The organism is Heyndrickxia acidicola, from assembly GCF_001636425.1.
GTDB classification, from domain to species: Bacteria; Bacillota; Bacilli; order Bacillales; family Bacillaceae_C; genus Bacillus_AE; species Bacillus_AE acidicola.
Genome location: NZ_KV440953.1, coordinates 4053051 through 4069057 on the forward strand (window position 1 = coordinate 4053051; position 16007 = coordinate 4069057).

The following is a 16007-nucleotide window of genomic DNA, read 5'->3' on the forward strand; positions in this document are numbered from 1 at the left end:
GTAATAGTTATGAGTTTAAGATTTAGGCTCTTTTCGTAAACTTTGCTGCGATTTGACATTAAAGAATGATCAATTCCAAGGTTTTGTGGTTACCCTGTGAAGCGCTCGCGAAGACGGATGAAAATACAGATTGATTCTTTGTTTGTAAAGCAGCAGCCCGTACGGAAACAGCCAATTTATAACATATAGAAGAACATTTTTTAAAAAAACATAGGGGAGTCAAGGAATGAAAGCAAATAAGAAAAAGGTAGCAGGAATTGTGGCATCACTGGGGCTCGGTACAAGTCTACTGGCAGCCTGCTCGAATGATCAGCTTGTAACCAGCGATAATTATAAAAATTATGACTGTGAAAAAGCAACATCTTCCCAAAAAGCAAAAACAACCAATAAATCCAGCAATAAAAAAGATGAAGATAAATGTGAGGATACTACTCATCACGGCAGCTCTATTTACATTCCCGGTCGGTATGTTTCAAGAGATGGAAGGATAAAATCTTCCTTTGTCACATCGAGCGAAAATGTTTTATCTGGTTCTAAGGGACTTGGAAGCAGCAGGGAGCCAAGTGGTTCATAATGATGATCCTAAAATGAAGGGATAATGGATGATGCTGAATGAACAAGAGTATATGAAAAAATGGATTGCGCTAAATCAGAAAATGGCAGAAGAACATTTTACATGGGGAACAGCGGAGCTTGAAGATGACTATGAACAATATATGTCGTTTCATCTATATAAAATGGGCAGGAAGCAATGGAATGACATCCAGGAAGCGACAAAGAAAATTGGACACATAGTGAACAAAGCCTATCATGAAATATTCAGCAGTGAAACTTTAAAAAGCAGATTAGGGATACCGGCAGAGGCCTGGGATACGTTAAGCATTCTTAGCCGTTATTTCAGCTATTTTTCCCGCCTCGACTTGGTGGTGAATCATGGCGACATTAAACTAATTGAAGTGAACAGTGACACGCCAACCGGTTATTTAGAGACTTCCACAGCCAATAGAATTATTTGTGAAGACCAAGGCTATTCATCACCCAATCATTTGGAGTCAGCTATTTTTAAGGCATGGAGAAAGATTGAATACGAGTATCAAATAACCTCTCAGGATACTGTTTATTTTACATCCTACGGCTGGCATGATGAAGATCGGGAAACCGTCCTGTTTAATATGAGAAATAGCGGACTCGCTCGTACCCGATATATTCCTCTTGAAGAGATTATCGTTTCAGAAACGGGAATATATGATGGAGATGGAGAACGAATTGATTATTTGTACCGGCTGTATCCGCTGGAATATCTTCCGGATGATAAAGATCCAAACGGCAAAAACATTGGGAACCTGTTATTGGACCATATTGCGAATGGGCGTGTGAAAATTATTAATCCTCCATCGGCTTTTATGATGCAGTCCAAAGCCGTTATGGGCATCATTTGGGAGCTGGCATCCCAAGAAGGAATCTTTACCGAAGCTGAAAAGAATGATATTCAGCAATACTTTTTGCCGACCTTCTTTTCAAATGAACCATTTAGAGGACTGAACCTTCCTTATGTGGAAAAGCCGATTTTCGGCAGAGAAGGCGGCGGGGTAGTTATTTTTGACAGGATGCGAAAGGTTGTGGATGAGGATCCGGAACATTGGTATAGCGAATGGCCAAAAATTTACCAGGAATATAAAGAAATGCCTGATTATACACTCGATACCTGGACCGGACCTTATACCGGCAAGCTTCTTGTCGGATCTTTTTTAATAGGCGGTGAGCCAAGCGGGTTGTTTTTACGAGTAGGAGAAAAAATTACTGGCAACCTCTCTATGTTTTGCGGGATTACGGTCACAGAGGATTAGTGAAGATTTTTAAGGAGTTCTTTGGGAGAATCTATGAATAGAAGAATTGGAGGCTATACTTATGAACCCTTTACACCAGCTTTTAAAGGATCTTGTAAGCATTGATAGTTCTACGAAGGAAGGAGCCAACGAGGCTGTTCAATTTTGCTATGAGTGGCTGAAGGAGAAAGGCTTGGATCCTCAAATCTTGACTAATAACGGATATCGAATGCTCGTGTGTGAAACAGGTCAGGGAGAGAAGACGATTGTATTAAATGGGCACGTGGATGTAGTGAGTGGAAATAAGGACCAGTTCACTCCTTATGAAAAAGAAGGCAGGCTGTATGGAAGGGGTTCTGCGGATATGAAAGCAGGAGTGGCAGCTATGATGGCTGCCCTGGAAGAGCTGAGAAGCGAATCTCTTTTCTGCAAGGTTCAGCTGCAAATTGTATCAGATGAGGAAATAGGCGGGATAAACTGTTCAAGTTTTCTCGTGGAAAATGGGTTCACAGGTGACTTTGTGATTTGCGGTGAGCCAACCCAGCTAGGGATTGGTTTGCAGGCAAAGGGGATTCTCCAGCTGGATATTGAGGTAGAAGGGGAATCCGCTCATGGCAGCCGCCCATGGGAAGGGAAAAATGCGATTGTGAAAGCGTACGAGCTGTATCAGCAAATTCTTTCATTGCCTTTTACAAAGGATTCGTCTGAGTTCTATTTATCACCTTCTATTAATCTTGCAAAAATATCCGGGGGAACCGTTTATAATAAGGTGCCGGACCTTTGTACCATGTCGCTGGATATTCGCTTTCTGCCCCAGCAGAGCAAGGAAGAGATTTTGAAACAAATTCAGAATATAACGGATGCCCGAATTCATATACATCATACGGGAGAGCCAGTGAAAACGCGAAAAGAGGATCCATATGTACAAGCGCTGATCAAGGTACTCAGCAAAAAGCTCGAAAAAGCTCCAGATGTTTTTGGGCAGCACGGTGCAGCGGATGCCCTCTATTTTGCGAAAAAAGGCATCCCGGCTATTGAATTTGGGCCTGCCGGGGCTGCGTGGCATGGTGATCTTGAATATGTGGAGCTGCAGTCCGTAGAAGCCTACAAAAACATCTTGAAGGAATATGTTTTTGCATTAACGCATTAACGCACAAAAGGGGTCAGACCCCTTTTGTGCGTTAATGCGCGAAAAGCAGGAATATTTCCCTATGCCAGCGAACTGTATTGTTGAAATGGGGGAGCGTTCATGGGGAAATTGCCAGAAGAGGCGGAAGCAATTGTCAGAGAGTACGTGATGTTAATGGAGGAGGCTTTTCCTTCTCAGCTGGAAGGACTGTACATTCACGGATCCATAGCGCTTGATGCTTATGTTCCGGGATTGAGCGATGTTGATTTTATTGCGATTACTAGAAAACGGCTCACAGAGAGAGAAAGCAGAATTATATCCGGTATCCATCAAAAGCTTGCGAATAAGTGGTCTGCTCCTGAGATGGACGGCTGTTATATCACTTGGGAGGATATCGGCAGGACAAGCCCTGTCAAAGATGTTTTATATTTTCACTTTAATGGGGGAAGGGTACAGGAAGGTGCACACTTTAATTCGATAACGTGGTGGATTCTCCGCCATTATGGAATCAAAATTGCCGGACCAGAGCCCATGGAATTAAATCTTGAGGTGGAGGCCCAGAATCTTGTTTCCTATGTCTTGGAAAATATGAATACGTATTGGACAAGGCGCATCCAAATGCTCGAGTACTTGATCCATTCAGGCATTTTGCCGCCAGAGGACGAGATTCATAGCGAAATAGAGTGGTCTGTACTGGGGATGCTTCGACAATTCTACACGATAAAAGAGCACGGAATTGTTTCAAAGCTGGATGCAGGAAGGTATGCGCTGCATCATATACCGGAAGAATGGCACCCCATTATTTACGAAGCGGTCCGTATCAGGAAGGGAGGAAAGGAGGAAAGCCTTTTTCATTCCAATGAAAAAAGGGCAGCTGCAGCCGTCTCATTCATGAAATATCTGCTTGTTTACAGCAACAAGCTTTTTGTGGAAGACCATCGTGGAAGCATCCGGTAAGAGTACGGATGCTTTTGGTGTCAAACTACACACATTCTTTGTCTAAACAGGTGTCAAATTTTTTGTAGATGGCTGAAAAATCTTTTTCATCCTCTCTTGTTTTGTTTGCACGTCCAAAGATGGATTATGTCCGCTGCCTAAACACGACAGAATAAATATTTAGAGGGCATAAAAAAAAGAATGCCCTCTGTTGGACATTCTTACTTTAAAGGCATCGTTCATCCTGCCTGGCAATTCCCGCGAGGCGCCTTTTTAGTGGATGCCTGCGACACTTCATAACGGCCGTTCCCCAATCTATTAAAGGCAAAATGACTCTGGAGCGTTAATAGTGCTATATTAAAGGCTCTTTTAGTCAACTTTGTTGCTATTAGAAACAAAAAAAGATTAAAAACTCAGGCTCAGTATTCCAATTTTTGAATCGCTTACGAAAAGATGCCACGAAGGCAGGCAACATACGGAATGATCCTTTGTACGTAAAGCAACAATCTATGCGAAAGCAGCCATATTAAAAATAAAGCTTTAAGTTCCCGATCCTCGCATCTTCCTTAGGGCTTCTGCAATTCTCCGTAACCCTTCTTCGAGCACAGAACGGGGACAGGCAATGTTCACGCGGGTAAAGCCCTCACCGCCGGATCCGAATATATACCCCTCGTTAAAAGCAACCTTAGCTTCTTTTTGCATAAAGGCTTCAAGGGCTTTTGCATCCATTCCGAGCTCGCGGCAATCCAGCCAGACAAGATAGGTGCCTTCAGGTTTCACGGCCTTAATGCCGTTTAAGTGCTTCTCTGTGTAGTCGAGTAAAAAATCACGGCTGCCCTGAAGATAGTCAAGGAGCTGATCGAGCCATTCGTCCCCAAAGCGGTAGGCAGCTTCCGTTGCTGCAATGCCAAACGTGCTGGAAGAGTTTAAGAAAAGCTGATTAAGCTTTGCAGTGTAGGTTTCCCTCAAATCAGGATTCGGAATGATAATATTGGAGGCTTTTATTCCGGCCAGGTTAAAGGTTTTGCTTGGAGCCGTACAGATTATGGAATTCATGGCAAATTCCTTGAAAATCGAGGCAAACGGTGTATGTATATGGCCTTTATAAACCAAGTCAAAATGGATTTCATCTGAGACCACAAGGACATTGTTCTGTATACAAATCTCACCAAGCCTTGTCAGCTCCTCTTTTGTCCACACTCGCCCAACAGGATTGTGGGGACTGGAAAGAATAATCATTTTTGCACCGCTTTTCGCTTTGGTTTCCAGGTCGTCATAATCCATTTTATAAGTACCGTTATCGAACAAAAGGGGATTCTCCAACACCTCACGGCCATTTTGAGTAATGACATTTGTAAAAGGCTGATAGACGGGCGGCTGGATGATAATCTTGTCTCCCGGGTTTGTATAGGCTTGAACGATAAAGCCTAAAGCAGGTACAACGCCAGGTGCATGGCATATCCAATCCTTCTCAATGTCCCACTTATGACGCTTTTTCATCCAATGGATAACGGCATCAAAATAAGAGGCAGGACGGGTTGTATACCCATAAATGCCTTGTTCAACACGGTTTTTCAAGGCGTCAACAACCGGCTGAGGACATCTGAAATCCATATCGGCAACCCACATTGGAAGGATATCAGCTGCCCCAAATAGGTTTTCAACCTCATCCCACTTAATAGATGCTGTGTTCAAACGGTTTATGCTTTCATTAAAGTCATAGTTCATCGCATTGCCTCCTTTAGCGTGTGCCTTTCCAGTAAGATCTAATGCTATTTTAAAACAGAATCATAATTTTGAAAAATAAAACAATTCAGCTGCTGTCTAGCTCCAGCGCCTATCGGCTAGCGAATTTCTCCATCTTCTCCCTGCGATAAGTCAACATCTAGTTTCCTTTATCTCAGTCGAAGACTCTGAAATTCGTACGCCGATGAGCAAGGCGCTTCCGCTTTTCTTTATTCCTGTAAGCATATTACCCTTGATTTAGAAATAGTATGCAGGAATGGGAAATTTAAAAGGGCAGTTTTATGAAAAGATTGCTGCTTACGTATAATGGATAAATTTGCATCATCACGCTTATTATTTAAAAAGTTTGCTTACTGAAAAAGTTAGGAAGAGAGCCTATATAATAAACAAAAAGAAGCACTAGATGGGCAGTTTCAGGGTGGCCGTGGTGCCCCATTTAGAAGAGCTTACGATTTGAATGCTGCCTCCATGTGCCTGAACTATTTTTTTGGATATGGCCAGACCCAATCCAGCCCTTTTTTCCTTTGTAGGATAGAAGGGATTGAAAATGTCCTGCATGATCTCCTCTGCCATGCCAGTTCCATTGTCTTGGACCAAAATATGGGCAAATTCCTTCACTTTGTAATAATAAACAGTAATTTGACCATTAGCGCACTCCGAGTCAGAAACGGCTTCACAGGCGTTTTTAATCAGATGGATGAGGGCATGTTTTATTTGCTTTTTATCAATAGGTAAAAGGATATCTTCATCTTTATGTTCAATGGAGAGGCTGCCATGCTGAAGGAACCCTTCCCTTTTTACTTCATGGAGGGTCTCATTCAATAGTTTTGATAACACTGCTGTCTCCTTTAAAGGCTTTAAAGAGGAGGAAAAATAATCGATTTCATGCAGCAGGCTGTCAGCACGCTCGATTTCCTCAATCGCCACATCTGCAAAGGATCCTTTTCCGGTCTTATGTAAATGCGGGCGGATTAATTGGATAAAGCCTTTAGCGGTGGTAAGGGGATTGCGAATTTCATTAATAATGTCAGATGTCACCCTGTTGATCTGATCCATGCCCTTCATGTTGGATGCAAGGTTGTCTTGGTCTGTCCATGTATCTGGCGTGAAGTCATAATGGGAAAGAGACATGGTATGATGAATATAGTCCATCCACTTAGTTAATCCTCGTATCTGTTTCTCTTTGTTAATACAGAAAAGATGGATGTAGTCTTTTTCATCGTAACAATGAAGGTCATGCAGCGAAAGGGGTGATTCGTGTGTCCGGAGGTTTGCTTCTATGGTACGGATGGATGGGGCTTCTAAAAGGAATCGAATCACTTTTTTATGGCATTCGCTGTCTACAATGTCTGTAAAGCTGCGAACAGATGGAAAATGGGTCAAGGAATATTCAGATAAAGACACAACTTCTAATTGTTTGTTCAATAAAAAATAGCCAAAGGGTACGTGATTAAATTGAGTGCTGGCAAGCTGCAATTCCATATTTTCCCTTCTGCTGATTTGTTCTGCGGCATGGGAGAGGTAAGAGTGGAGCAAAGGAAACAGATATGCCGCAGCTTTCCGGTTTAGTATGTAAATGATTTGGTTGTTTTTAAAGCATAATGAATTTTACAAGACTGGCTAAGTAAAGACACGTAAGCTAAAACGGTGTCCGTGGAGGCTCAAGAACACCCTATAGAAGGCGGTGCTTAAAGCAATAACCGCATTTTACATGAACAGAGAGCTATTTGGTTATGCTTTAGAATGAGCTCTTTGTCTATTTCGATAAAATAAAATAGAAATCCTTCTAAAAATGGAATTTTTACGGATAGATGGATTAATTTTTCCATAAGTTATTGACGAGAATGAAGCATCTTGAGTACAATGAAAGGGAATTCATGTCATTTAGGAAAGGATCGGTACAAAAAGCGATGTGGTTTTAATCTTATTTTTTAGGAGTGAACTCATGATGTATAAAATGAGAAACCTAGAGAATAGGATTAGTCTGTCCTTTTTTGCCAATCCAAGTTAATCGCGGAAATATTCACAAACCTCATGTAAAGTTTTGCAGTGCTGAGGTGTGTTTTATTTGCGCACTTGTATTAGCATAACTGTATGTATAGACACCCTGCCCTCTAGGTTTCCTAGGGGGTTTTTCTATTGATTCATTCCATCCATTAGTGTAAAAAAATCATAAAAGAGGTGGATATGTATGAACGTGATGAGCGTACAGGGTTTAAGTAAAAGCTTTGGCGAAAGAGAAATTTTAAAGAATATCCAGTTTGATATTCAAAAGGGTGAGAAAATTGGCCTGGTGGGCTGGAACGGAGCAGGAAAGTCTACCTTAATGAAAATGATGATTGGAGAGCTTGAACCGGATAAAGGAGTCATTACGTTTTGGCCAAATGATATAAGAATCGGGTATCTGCCGCAATCCTTGAAAACGGTTCCGATTTTTGAACAGGAATGGAGAGAATCGGGAAATCCGCTTTTGCAGATTTCAAGTGAGCTTGGTTTACGGATTGGAAGTGATTTTGAAGGAGAGAAGCTCGAGCATTTAAGCGGCGGGGAGCAGCTAAAGCTCGCTTTAACAAGAATCTGGGCAAAACAGCCGGAGTTTCTGGTACTGGATGAACCAACCAATCATTTGGATATGCAGGGGCTCGGCTGGCTGATTAGTGAAATCTCAGCCTACCCGGGATCAGCGATAATTATTTCCCATGATCGATATTTCCTTGATCAAACAGTGACCAGTATTTTTGAAATTGAGGACGGCGAGCTGACGGTTTACAAGGGGAATTACAGTGATTACCGTGCAGAAAAGGATAGACGCCGAAACCAGCAGGCAAGAAGCTATGAAAAGCAGCAGCAAAAAATAAAAATGATAGAACAGCAGGTGGCCACGTTAAAGCAATGGTCCCAAAAGGCGCATCGGGAAGCAGGAAAAGGCGGATCTCTTTCAGAAAACCGGCAGATGGGACTGAGGGAATTCGAGCGGGCAAAGGCAAAGAAAAAAGATAAACAGCTGAAATCCAAGCTGAAACGGCTGGAGCTGGAACTTTCAAAAAATCAGGTTGAAAAGCCGAAAGAGGAGTTCGCGGTTGATTTTCAATTTGAGGCTTCTGAAAAACGGGGAAAACGGATTCTCGAGGCGAAGGGGGTCTCCAAACAGTTTGGTGAACAATGTTTATTTGAAAAAAGCCATTTCTATCTGAAGAATGGTGAAAAAGCAGGGTTAATGGGGCCGAATGGAGCGGGAAAAACCACGTTTATTAAAATGCTTTTAGGGGAAGAGCCTGTCACCAAAGGGTCTCTCTGGAAAAGCGATTCCCTCGATATTGCCTATCTAAGCCAGGATATGGGGGATTTGCCCTTGGATAAGAATGTACTGGATTATTTTGATTTGGAGAACTGGGAGCAGTTCACCAAAGTGCGAACGATTTGTGCAAACATGGGTTTGAGTGATGAAATCCTTACACATCCTATCGGCGAGTTAAGCAATGGGGAACTGACACGAATGAAGCTCGTCAAGATGATGGTAGAGGACCATGATATGCTGATTCTGGATGAGCCGACTAACCACTTGGACCTCCCAAGCCGGGAGCAGCTGGAAGAAACGCTTAAGGAGTATAGCGGGACGATTCTTTTGGTGACGCATGACCGTTATATGCTGGAGAAATTATGTGACAAGCTGCTGGTTATTGAAAATAAGAAAATCTGCCGGGTCGAAATGGGGTTAAGGGAGCTGGAGGAAAGACAAAGTGCAAGGAAACAGCAGGATAAAAAGGTGCAGGAAGAGGAAATAGCGATTCGGGATCTCAAAATTTCGCAGCTTCTGGGGGAAATCAGCATGCAAAAGCCGGGTACTGAAGAATATCAGCGCCTCGACAGGGAGCTGCAAAGCTTAATGAAAAAGAGGGCGCTTTAGCATATTAACGTACAGAAGGGGTCAGACCCCTTCTATGCTTTAAAGCACAATAGGGGTCTGACCCCTTTCGTGCACTAAAGCAATGCAGTCAATTGGTGGTTGCATTTTTTGGAAATCCGATTATAATAAAAATAAAATTTGAATATTGCTAAAGGCATGGATGAGAAAAAGTAAAATGATGTGTTTTTTTGAAAGAGAGCTTCGGCAGCTGAAAAGAAGCAAAAAATGCTCATTTGAAAAATGGCCTCGGAGCCTTGCACTGAACAGAGCTTTCAAGAAGAAGCGTATAAGTAGGCTGCAACAAGAGCTGGTACTTGTTATCAAAACCACAGTATAAAAGCCATTTTTTTTGAAGGCTCCGTACTTGCAGAGGCTGGACTATGCAAATAGGCAGCGAATTAAGGTGGTACCGCGGAATTAAACCCCGCCCTTATCTTTTCATGGATAAGGGCGGGGTTTTTTATTTTCATAAGCTTATGTGGATGAGATGCGAGAGGGCCCTAATGGAAAAGCGGGTTAATGAAACCCAGCAGGTTAAATTCCCTGCAAGGAAGCATCTAAACGCCTGCCCGGAAAAAGCAATTTTTTAAAGGAGGAAGAAAGATGGCAGTATTTATTGGAGGGGCCTGGCCCTATGCAAACGGATCGTTACATTTGGGGCATATTGCGAGTTTGCTTCCGGGCGATATCCTGGCCCGCTATTATCGGCTAAAAGGAGAAAAAGTATTATATGTCTCAGGCAGTGACGTCAATGGAACGCCAATTTCGATACGGGCAAGCCAGGAAGGCACGACACCCGAAAGGATTGCCGACCGGTATCATCAAGAGTTTCAGCAATGTTTTCAGTCACTTGGATTTTCGTATGACTGCTATACCCGAACGGATACAGAGCACCATCACAAAATCGTGCAGGACATTTTTTTAAAACTGCTGGAAAAGGGATATATCTATAAAAAAGAGGTGCAGCAAACCTATTGTGAGTCCTGCCGTCAATTCCTTCCTGACCGCTATGTGGAAGGCCTCTGTCCTAATTGCGGAAGCCCAGCTCGCGGCGATCAGTGCGATGCTTGCTCGGCTATTTTAGATCCGCTTGATTTGCTGGATAAAACCTGTAAGCTTTGCGGCGGTACTCCGACAGTAAGATCTACGGAGCATTTTTACCTTGCCCTAAGCCGATTCCAGGATGCGATTGTGGAATATGCATCATGGGCAAAAACAAACCAATCCTGGCGTGACAATGCTGTTGGACTGACAGAACGATATTTACGCGAAGGTCTTCTAGATCGTGCAGCTACCAGAGATTTGCCTAATGGAGTAAGTGTTCCGCTGGCAGGCTTTGAAGAGAAGAAAATCTATGTTTGGATTGAAGCCGTTTCGGGCTATTATTCTGCAAGCAGGCTATGGGAGAAGGAGCAGGGGGAAGCGGTTGATGAGTTTTGGTCCAAGGAAGCCAAAACCTATTATGTACATGGGAAAGACAATATTCCCTTTCATACGATCATTTGGCCGGCCATTTTAATGGCACTTGAAATACCAGCACTCCCTGCCCATATTGTTTCCAGTGAATATCTTACGTTGGAAAAAAGAAAACTCTCGACCAGCAGAAATTGGGCCGTATGGATACCGGACCTTCTAGGCCGCTATCATCCTGATTCCCTCCGCTATTTTTTAACGGTGAATGCCCCTGAAAGCAGGGATACGGATTTTTCTTGGAGAGAGTTTATTTACAGCCATAATAGTGAGCTGCTAGGCGCTTATGGAAATTTGGTGAATCGTACATTTAAATTCATTGAAAAATACTATAATGGCAGCCTGCCAAACCGTGAGATTGATCCTTGTGTACAAGCGGAAATGGCCTCGCTGTATGAGAGTGTGGGAAATTTTATTGAAAAAGCCCATATTAAAGATGCATTGGAAAAGATTTTTGCGGCTGTTCGCAGGATGAACAAATACTTTGATCATGAACAGCCATGGAAGCAGGTGCTGGAGGATCAGCAGGCATGCGAAAAAACCATAGGCACCTGTGCATTTGCCATTTTAAACCTGGCGCAATTATTAGAACCCTTTTTGCCTTTCTCAAGCGGGGAAGTGAAGGGGATGCTGGGCAGAAAGGAAGCAGCCTGGAAAGTGGCCTGGAACCAGGAAAGCGGAAAATTGCATAATGTCCAACCGTTGTTTGAGAGGCTTGATGTGAAAGTCATAGAGGAAGAGTTGGAGAAGCTGCAGAGTAATGTCATAGAGTGAGTGAGATTGCTTTAGGAAAATAGCACCGAATTGGTTTATTCGACAAACAACTTTTTTGCATTTCCCGGGAAACACTATGGCAGCCAGCGTCTAGTTGCCTTTCGTACCGTGGAAATTGTCGAATGAGGAAACGCTGTTATGCAGTAAAGCACAAAAGGGGTCAGACCCCTTTTGTGCTTTATTGTGTTAAAGTAATTATGAATCCAAAATTTCCACTCCGACCAGGTCCCACGAGGTGAGAAAGCCTTTGGGTTTGTCTTTGGATGTGCCGCTTTCTGTTAGTACAATGCCTTGAAGCTTCTTATTGTTTTGGTGGTATTCTTCATAAATATCCTCAATGTCAAAGATACTGGCATCCTCCCGGGCAAACGCGATTTGATGGGTGAATCGTTCATTATATAACTCTTTCACCTTTACCTTTTTAATGTCCACTGTCATCTCAGATAATTGATCTGCCAGCCATTTTACAATGTGGGTGGAGGTTAACAGCCATACATACTCACCGTCGTGATTGTAAATCGGGAATTGGGAATAGGAGAATTTTTTGATGATGGTCAAAACGTCCTCCAGCTTTCCATCTTCATAAAAGAAAAAAACGGGCTTGGTTGCAATGGCCATGGCTTGTTTAGGTTTTTCAAAATCCTCGGCAATTCTTTCGATTTCTTCAACAATATCCAGATGCGGCTCTGCAATGTAGTAGTCCAAATCCACTTTCTCGTGGACAATCGCATTGCGAAGCTTGGCAAATTGATAAAGGTCATCCTGGTAAGCCCGCACGAGGGAATGGCTTTTTCCTTTATCAATCAGTTCCTTAAACTTATCGGTATGTGCATTTTTAACGGACTGCTTTAAGGATTTATGAATTCGGTTAAAAGCAGATTCAAATCGTTCACATTGATTTTTTAGGTCTATTTTTTCTGCTTCGGTCATCGTAGTATCTCTCCTAGTTCCTTAGAATTGTTCTTATTCAGTTATGTACCCTTCTTTTTGAAAAAAAGGCATTGGGGGAAAAATTATTTCCATATTTCTATCGGGGATCAAGGAGAAATGGAATTTGAAAACAAAGCAGTGTTCCAGAAGGAAGGTATCCGAAAACTGCTGCTAAAGCGTTCAGCTGATGTGCAGTCAGCCGAAAGAAAAGCACCTCCAAATTTTAGAGTGTATCTAAAATTGGAGGCGCCGTTCACATTGCTGCCGTTCCTTTATAGATGTAAAAGAATCTGGAGGCACTATTTGCCGGGGACTTTGGCTGCCGCTTTTTCCAGCGCTTTTAGTGCCGCTGTAGCGAGGATTTTAATGCCTGAAATCATCGCATCGTGATCAAATGTCATGTGCGGATGGTGAAGGCCGGGAGATAAGCCGCAGCCCAGGCCGAGCATGGTTGCTTTTACATGAGGCCTTTTCAATGAATAAAAATGGAAATCCTCGCCCCCGCTTGTATCGAGAGGCTCATCCAGTTTATCCTCGCCCAGCACTTCTTCAATCGCGTCTGCCATAATATTGACGGCAGCTCTGTTCAATCTAGCTGCAGCAAGGCTTTCCGGGATGACCAGCTTAATTTTTACCTTATAAAATTCCGAGATGGCGTGCACAGCAGATTGTACCTGCTCGACCAGCTGTTTCATTACCTCATTGGTCTGCGCCCGCAAATCAAGGGTGAAGGATGCCTGTCCCGGAATGATATTGGAACTGGAGCCGCCTGCATGCAAAGTGGTCATTTTGACAGAATGGGGTATCATGGGATCAACATGAATGTGGGCAAGCTCGTGAACCAGAGATGCTGCTACCTCAATGGCATTCGTCCCAAGGTGGGGCCTTGCTCCATGCGCATCCTCTCCGATAATGCTGCCGCTGATGGACTGGCTTGCACCATGAAGAATGGCAGGAGCTGCATGGCCGTTTTCCGTTTCCTGTATCGGACGGACGTGGACACCAAACAAATAATCCACATCATCAATGACTCCTTTTTCAATCATCCTTTTTGCACCTTGGCCAATTTCTTCAGCCGGCTGAAAAATAAAACGCAGGGTGCCTTTCGGAAGAGTGCGCTCTGATAACAGCTTGATGGCACCGAGCACCATCGTCATGTGAGAGTCATGGCCGCAGGAGTGATTAGCCTGGAACCTTCCGTCCACTTCCTGCCAGAGGGCATCCATATCCGCTCTGATGCCAATTACTGGTGTTCCTTCTCCAATTTCCCCGATTACTCCTGGGCAATCATCAAATATAGTCGTCCGGCAGCTCATTTGCTCAAGCTTTTTCAGAATATATTTGGTTGTCTCAAATTCCTTCATGCTAATTTCTGCATGCGTATGTAAATAGTTGAATGTATCCATGACTTCTTTTTTGGATACCTGTAGCTGTTCAGACAGCAATAGTTTCATCTGAATTCACTTCCTCACTCTGATGTGAAAATCCTTAGCAGGCATTTTGCTTTTTCACTTCTTTTTAATTGTATCGGATGAAATGGATTCATTTATACAGCAAATCAATTTGAAATGGAAAAAGAATTCTTTATAATTTATCACATATATCTGAAATTTCCAATCTTTAAAATATACTAATATAAAAAAATATCATCCTGAAAAGTTGAGGGAAGATGGATAAAAGGAGTCTTTCTCATAATGCTGGGAGCCAGTCTGCATAGGGGTTAAGACACTTTAAAGCACTAAAGGGGTCTGACCCCTTTAATGCTTTAAAGCGATAACAAAGAAGGAATTCTCAAGAGGGTTTGAAAACACAAACGAACATTCGTTTGTATTTTTGTAGCTTATTGAAAGGGATTTATGGTAAAATGACACCAAACAACTACATGTCAGGGTGAGGATTGGCCGCTTCCCAGCGAAGGGGGGTGGAATATTTGACGATCTTCGAATCCATTACTGTGGCAATTCAATCAAATCTTGTCCTCATAGGAGTCGTAACCTTAGTCATTTCGATCGTCAACAGCAATAAAAAAAAGTAATCATCCTTTTCCCGTCCAAAGGCAGGAATGATTACTTTTTCAAAAGTGGTGCAGCCGGTTTTCTATCCGGCTTGTAGTTGGCTTGGCCAGGGAATATCACCCTGGCCATTCTTATTATAAGCATTATATCTCAAAGTCCTAAGCAGGTTCAAACAATTTGGTACATATCATTTAGGAAAAAAGAACCATCCGCTTGTTTTAAGTTTTTAACCCTTTTCCGGCAGTCTCCAGCGGAGAAAAACTATAACATCATGCCTCCCTGCCATCAGCATCCAAGAGGCTTATTTTTTCCTTTGCTTTTTTAAACCAGTTACATAGCCTCCATAGAAGACAAGCAAGTAGCTTAGGATTCCCAGGAGAATGTAGGGATTTTTTTTTGCAGCATTGATACCGCTGTCTGTCCATTTCAGCAGTTTTGCCACTAGTCGGCCCTGGGTCTGGAGACGATAAAGATAGACGATAAACACTGCAACAAATAGCAAAAAGGCTATCCATACTATCCTTCTGATCGAAAATTCATTTTTTTGCTTTGACTTTGCCACAGTTTTCACTCCTTGAAGTATTTCTCTATCAATCTAGTATAAAGAATAATTCCGGCTTTGTCCTTAGGATGAAAAAGCGAAGACCTGTTTATGGGTGAAGGTTACAAATGACGAAGAGGATTTATCGTAAAGGGGATTCCATTTTAAAAACGGAAAGAAGTAAATCATTATAGATGAAAGCCGCAAACATCACCGGAGCACCTCTGGTGATGTTTGCGGCTTTTTTCATTAATGGTGGTGATGAGTGTGTTTTTCTTTTGATGGGTTTGTAATAACAAATTCTTCTTTCGGTACGTAGAAGTATTGAATCCAGACTCCGTCCAGAAACTCTTCTCTGGTGTCAAGGATAATATCAATCCCCTTGTCTGTGTGGACCACTTCATCATGTTCAGTCGGTGTATCAAGCTGTAAATCATAATGTGCATGATTTACATGATTCTCAGTGACTATTACACGGAACATCTTTCCTTTAGCTACGTCCCGTTCGAGCTCTTTCTTTAAAACCTTTGCGGCAATGCGGTTTATTTTTACTTGCAATGTACTCAACTCCTATTCAGATTCAAGGCTGTTTTCGTGTAGATTGTTGTTTTGCATAAATGGCAAAAACCATATAAGCATCATTCCATTTCGGTTATTCATTTCATAATGCAGATCTTTTGGTTTCTTGCGCATTGTGTGCAAATAACAGCAAAACTTACGAAAAAAAGCCAAA

At 42.5% G+C, this 16007-nt stretch carries 12 protein-coding genes and 1 other annotated feature; of the genes, 6 read left to right on the forward strand and 6 right to left on the reverse strand.

What is annotated here, in order from left to right:
• Positions 1-226: 226 nt before the first annotated feature.
• The 4 genes from A5N88_RS18910 (at position 227) to A5N88_RS18925 (ending at position 3912) form a co-directional block, all read left to right on the forward strand.
• Positions 227-574 (forward strand): hypothetical protein, encoded by a 348-nt coding sequence (locus A5N88_RS18910; protein ID WP_066268851.1) that lies wholly within the window; start codon positions 227-229, stop codon positions 572-574.
• 28 nt (positions 575-602) lie between these two features.
• Positions 603-1847, forward strand: coding sequence for a glutathionylspermidine synthase family protein (locus A5N88_RS18915; protein ID WP_412733821.1), 1245 nt, complete (start codon positions 603-605; stop codon positions 1845-1847).
• A 61-nt stretch (positions 1848-1908) separates the two neighbouring features.
• Positions 1909-2976, forward strand: coding sequence for a M20 family metallopeptidase (locus tag A5N88_RS18920; protein ID WP_066268856.1), 1068 nt, complete (start codon positions 1909-1911; stop codon positions 2974-2976).
• A 99-nt stretch (positions 2977-3075) separates the two neighbouring features.
• Positions 3076-3912, forward strand: coding sequence for an aminoglycoside adenylyltransferase domain-containing protein (locus tag A5N88_RS18925; RefSeq protein ID WP_066268859.1), 837 nt, complete (start codon positions 3076-3078; stop codon positions 3910-3912).
• A gap of 519 nt (positions 3913-4431) precedes the next feature.
• Here the strand turns inward: A5N88_RS18925 and A5N88_RS18930 are convergent.
• The gene (locus tag A5N88_RS18930; RefSeq protein WP_066268860.1) at positions 4432-5619 is read right to left on the reverse strand and encodes a MalY/PatB family protein; all 1188 of its coding nucleotides are present in this window, start codon (positions 5617-5619) and stop codon (positions 4432-4434) included.
• A gap of 417 nt (positions 5620-6036) precedes the next feature.
• Positions 6037-7119 carry a sensor histidine kinase gene (locus tag A5N88_RS18935; protein ID WP_066268863.1) on the reverse strand — a complete coding sequence of 361 codons (1083 nt, stop codon included), beginning with the start codon at positions 7117-7119 and terminating at the stop codon, positions 6037-6039.
• A 709-nt stretch (positions 7120-7828) separates the two neighbouring features.
• Between A5N88_RS18935 and abc-f the strand changes: the two genes are divergently transcribed.
• Both abc-f and metG read left to right on the forward strand, forming a co-directional pair.
• Positions 7829-9544: a ribosomal protection-like ABC-F family protein gene (gene abc-f / locus A5N88_RS18940; RefSeq protein WP_066268865.1), complete on the forward strand. Its 1716-nt coding sequence runs from the start codon at positions 7829-7831 to the stop codon at positions 9542-9544.
• Positions 9545-9692: 148 nt separating this feature from the next.
• Positions 9693-9979, forward strand: a binding site (T-box leader).
• A 168-nt stretch (positions 9980-10147) separates the two neighbouring features.
• Entirely contained in the window at positions 10148-11788 is a 1641-nt protein-coding gene (gene metG / locus A5N88_RS18950; RefSeq protein WP_066268870.1) for a methionine--tRNA ligase, read from the forward strand.
• 195 nt (positions 11789-11983) lie between these two features.
• On the opposite strand, the gene A5N88_RS18955 is transcribed toward metG, so the two are convergent.
• The 4 genes from A5N88_RS18955 to A5N88_RS18970 all read right to left on the reverse strand — a co-directional run bounded on the left by A5N88_RS18955 (position 11984) and on the right by A5N88_RS18970 (position 15832).
• Positions 11984-12718, reverse strand: a complete 735-nt coding sequence (locus tag A5N88_RS18955) for a CBS domain-containing protein (protein ID WP_066268872.1) — start codon at positions 12716-12718, stop codon at positions 11984-11986.
• 299 nt (positions 12719-13017) lie between these two features.
• The gene (locus tag A5N88_RS18960; RefSeq protein ID WP_066268875.1) at positions 13018-14172 is read right to left on the reverse strand and encodes a M20 peptidase aminoacylase family protein; all 1155 of its coding nucleotides are present in this window, start codon (positions 14170-14172) and stop codon (positions 13018-13020) included.
• A gap of 862 nt (positions 14173-15034) precedes the next feature.
• Positions 15035-15295, reverse strand: a complete 261-nt coding sequence (locus tag A5N88_RS18965; protein ID WP_066268877.1) for a hypothetical protein — start codon at positions 15293-15295, stop codon at positions 15035-15037.
• A gap of 228 nt (positions 15296-15523) precedes the next feature.
• Positions 15524-15832, reverse strand: a complete 309-nt coding sequence (locus A5N88_RS18970; protein WP_066268879.1) for a heme biosynthesis protein HemY — start codon at positions 15830-15832, stop codon at positions 15524-15526.
• Positions 15833-16007 lie beyond the last annotated feature (175 nt).

What these genes read in the sequence shown, in the direction of transcription:
- A5N88_RS18910 (WP_066268851.1), top strand. Translation starts at nt 227, where the DNA reads ATGAAAGCAAATAAGAAAAAGGTAGCAGGAATTGTGGCATCACTGGGG.
- A5N88_RS18915 (WP_412733821.1), top strand. Translation starts at nt 603, where the DNA reads ATGATGCTGAATGAACAAGAGTATATGAAAAAATGGATTGCGCTAAAT.
- A5N88_RS18920 (WP_066268856.1), top strand. Translation starts at nt 1,909, where the DNA reads ATGAACCCTTTACACCAGCTTTTAAAGGATCTTGTAAGCATTGATAGT.
- A5N88_RS18925 (WP_066268859.1), top strand. Translation starts at nt 3,076, where the DNA reads ATGGGGAAATTGCCAGAAGAGGCGGAAGCAATTGTCAGAGAGTACGTG.
- A5N88_RS18930 (WP_066268860.1), bottom strand. Translation starts at nt 5,619, where the DNA reads ATGAACTATGACTTTAATGAAAGCATAAACCGTTTGAACACAGCATCT.
- A5N88_RS18935 (WP_066268863.1), bottom strand. Translation starts at nt 7,119, where the DNA reads ATGGAATTGCAGCTTGCCAGCACTCAATTTAATCACGTACCCTTTGGC.
- abc-f (WP_066268865.1), top strand. Translation starts at nt 7,829, where the DNA reads ATGAACGTGATGAGCGTACAGGGTTTAAGTAAAAGCTTTGGCGAAAGA.
- metG (WP_066268870.1), top strand. Translation starts at nt 10,148, where the DNA reads ATGGCAGTATTTATTGGAGGGGCCTGGCCCTATGCAAACGGATCGTTA.
- A5N88_RS18955 (WP_066268872.1), bottom strand. Translation starts at nt 12,718, where the DNA reads ATGACCGAAGCAGAAAAAATAGACCTAAAAAATCAATGTGAACGATTT.
- A5N88_RS18960 (WP_066268875.1), bottom strand. Translation starts at nt 14,172, where the DNA reads ATGAAACTATTGCTGTCTGAACAGCTACAGGTATCCAAAAAAGAAGTC.